The organism is Pseudoalteromonas sp. SR45-5 (genome assembly GCF_014163565.1).
GTDB lineage: Bacteria > Pseudomonadota > Gammaproteobacteria > Enterobacterales > Alteromonadaceae > Pseudoalteromonas > Pseudoalteromonas distincta.
Genome location: NZ_JACJDN010000508.1, coordinates 1 through 2,942, shown reverse-complemented (window position 1 = coordinate 2,942; position 2,942 = coordinate 1). Strand labels below are relative to the sequence as shown.

Annotated in this window: 3 protein-coding genes; all 3 read left to right on the top strand. The window is 37.6% G+C overall.

Annotation, left to right across the window (positions count from 1 at the left end):
• The first annotated feature begins 64 nt into the window (after positions 1-64).
• Genes H5072_RS15810 through H5072_RS15800 form a run of 3 tightly spaced genes read left to right on the top strand, consistent with a single transcriptional unit; the run spans position 65 to position 2,863 of the window.
• Positions 65-877, top strand: a complete 813-nt coding sequence (locus tag H5072_RS15810; protein WP_182694061.1) for a DUF3025 domain-containing protein — start codon at positions 65-67, stop codon at positions 875-877.
• Positions 874-1,662: an ABC transporter ATP-binding protein gene (locus tag H5072_RS15805; protein ID WP_024596859.1), complete on the top strand. Its 789-nt coding sequence runs from the start codon at positions 874-876 to the stop codon at positions 1,660-1,662. The genes H5072_RS15810 and H5072_RS15805 overlap by 4 nt, the downstream gene beginning before the upstream one ends.
• Positions 1,655-2,863, top strand: coding sequence for an ABC transporter permease (locus H5072_RS15800; protein ID WP_039487952.1), 1,209 nt, complete (start codon positions 1,655-1,657; stop codon positions 2,861-2,863). Before H5072_RS15805 ends, H5072_RS15800 begins: the two co-directional genes overlap by 8 nt.
• Positions 2,864-2,942: the final 79 nt, after the last annotated feature.

The window sequence follows — 2,942 nt, the reverse complement described above, 5'->3', positions numbered from 1 at the left end:
AAGTAGAACCAGTTTTTGCGGTAAACTTCTCGTAAATTATAGGCATAAATTGTTAAAGGTTTAAATGAAGCGTTTTACTCCCCCCGAGCAGTGGCAAATCAGTAGTTTAGAAACAGGTGCATTTGCGCATTTACGTGAGCTATTTAAAGTTAACGAACTAACAGATTGGCCGGCGCCGCAGTGGTTTTCTCCATTTTTAACTGCTATTAATGAGAATAATATTCCTATTACTTTCGAAGATGATGCAAAGGTAGACTTTGGCGAGCGGTATTACGAGCAAGTAATTTTTGAAACGGGTGTTGTACCTACACGAAGTGAAAATTGGCATGACTTATTTGGTGGGTTTATATGGTGTTTATTTCCAAAAACCAAAGCGTTAATAAACTATAGACATGTGCAAGATATAGCTGAGCATGGACTGCAACAGCGTACTAAGCATCGTAATGCACTAACGCTTTTTGATGAGTGTGGTGTTGTATTAGCTATAAGTGAGAGTAAATGGCAGCAGTGGCTTTGCGATCACCAATGGAAAACTGCATTCGTTGAACACAAACATGAGTGGGGTAAAACAATAAAACCTTTTATGTTTGGTCATGCTAATTATGAAATGCTAACAAAGCCTTATATAGGTTTAACGGGTAAAGCGTTATTTGTTTGTGTACCTAATGAAATATTTTGTAAAGATTTAGTAACTCAATACCAGTACCTTGACCAAGCCCTTTATGAGATGATTAATACAGATAACTGCTTAGCCGATAACAAAAAGCTTTCACCACTGCCTTTATTAGGTGTGCCAGGCTGGCATGACGAAAACAAAGATGACTCTTTTTACAACAATACAGATTATTTTAGAGCGAAACGAAGGATGCGAACATGATAGAAGTTGCTGGGCTTAAAAAGAAATTTAAGCTAACTAAAGATCACAAAAAAAATAAAATAGACGACATCGATCCTCGTGAAGATAAAGACTACTTTCACTCAGTACGAGACGTTAGTTTTAGTTGCGCTAAAGGTGAGGTACTTGGATTGCTCGGCCCAAATGGTGCGGGTAAAACGACGACACTGAGAATGATTTCAACCGCGTTAAAGCCCGATGAAGGCTCAATAACGATTGCCGGAAACGATATTGTAAAAAAACCGCTACTGGGCCGTAAGTCTATTGGATTTTTATCAGGCTCTACGGGGTTGTATGGCCGCTTAACTGTAAAAGAAAACATAGAGTATTTTGCAAAGCTTCATGGCATGAACAAAAGCGATATAGCATCGCGTTGTGATGAGCTATTTACATTGCTAGATATGCATAAATTTGTAGATAAACGGGCAGAAAACCTTTCAACAGGTATGAAGCAAAAAGCAAATATAGCGCGTGCAGTTGTTCATCGCCCAGCAGTTGTGGTACTTGATGAGCCAACAACGGGCCTTGATATAATGACAACACAAACCGTTATTAAATTTATCAAAGGTTTAAAAGCGCAAGGGACGCCTGTTATTTTCTCAACCCATCATCTAGATGAAGTTGCACTTTTATGTGACCGTGTCGCTGTAATTAACGAAGGTATTAGCTGTTTTGACGGAACAGTAGAAGAGTTTAAACAAGCAGGTAATAGTGATGAGCTTAACCAAGCGTTTATGAATATATTAACGGAGAAACATGATGTTTGAGGTATTTAAAAAGGAATTAAGAGAGTTATTACGCGATAAAAAAACGCTATTATTTGTTGTCGCGCTTCCTGTTGCTATATTTCCGTTATTGTTTGCTGTAATGGCATTTATAAGCTCGCAAGCTGCAATGGACGCTGAGCAAAAAGTAAATACTTACGCGATAATCAACGGTGAATACGCACAAGAGTTTACAGATAAAGTGTTTTATCACAAAAGTTTTGAGCTTTATAAAGGGGATAAAACCTTTAACAATATTGATGAGCTTAAAGCAGGTGTAATCGCTGGCGATATTGATATGGGTATTTATTTACCAAGTCATGCTGTGCAAACATTGGACGATGGAAAACAAAGCCAGTGGCAGGTTGTTTTTAACGATTCAAAATCTATCAACTTTTTATTCGAACGCGTTAAAGAGCTCGCAAAAGAATACAGTGACGTGCTGCAAACTCAAAAGCTAATCAGTTTTGGTATTGAAGAGTCTGTTCAAAAATCTATTCTTAATCCAATTGAAGTCATAAAAGTAGATACCGCCGATAAACGTGAAAACCTTGGCGAAAAAATTGGCGGGTTTTTACCTTATTTACTTATTCCATTAGTATTGATGGGGGCAACTTATCCCGCTATTGATTTAGGCGCTGGCGAAAAAGAACGCGGCACACTAGAAACACTCCTACTTACACCTATTACGCGTACAGAGTTGGTGCTTGGTAAATTTATAACCTTGTTAACTACATCCATTGCCTCCACAACAATAACCGTCTTAAGTATGGGCTGCTGGATAGCACTGGCGCTCGCATTTGCCGATCTTGATTTTATTAAAGCCGCATTTAGTACATTAGCAGTTACCGATTTACTAATGATATTTGTACTATTACTACCTGTTGCAGCTATATTTTCGGCCTTAGCTCTGGCTATATCTATCTATGCTCGCACGTTTAAAGAAGCGCAAAATTATATGGCACCACTTAGTATGGGCGTATTTTTCCCGATTATTATTTCAATCATGCCAAATATGGAACTCACTGCTAAAACAGCATTCATTCCTGTTACAAACGTAGCATTAGCAATTAAAGAAATAGTAAAAGGGACTGTTGATTACACATTTGTAGGCTTAATATTTTTAGCCACTGCAATCATTGCTGCTGGACTATTGGCATTTTGTGTTAAGTGGTTTAACAGAGAAGATGTGCTATTTAGATAATGTACATAAAGGGTTTTAAGAATATATAAAAGGTAGCAATTGCTACCTTTTATACTTTGAAGCGATTAATAGTTAAAAT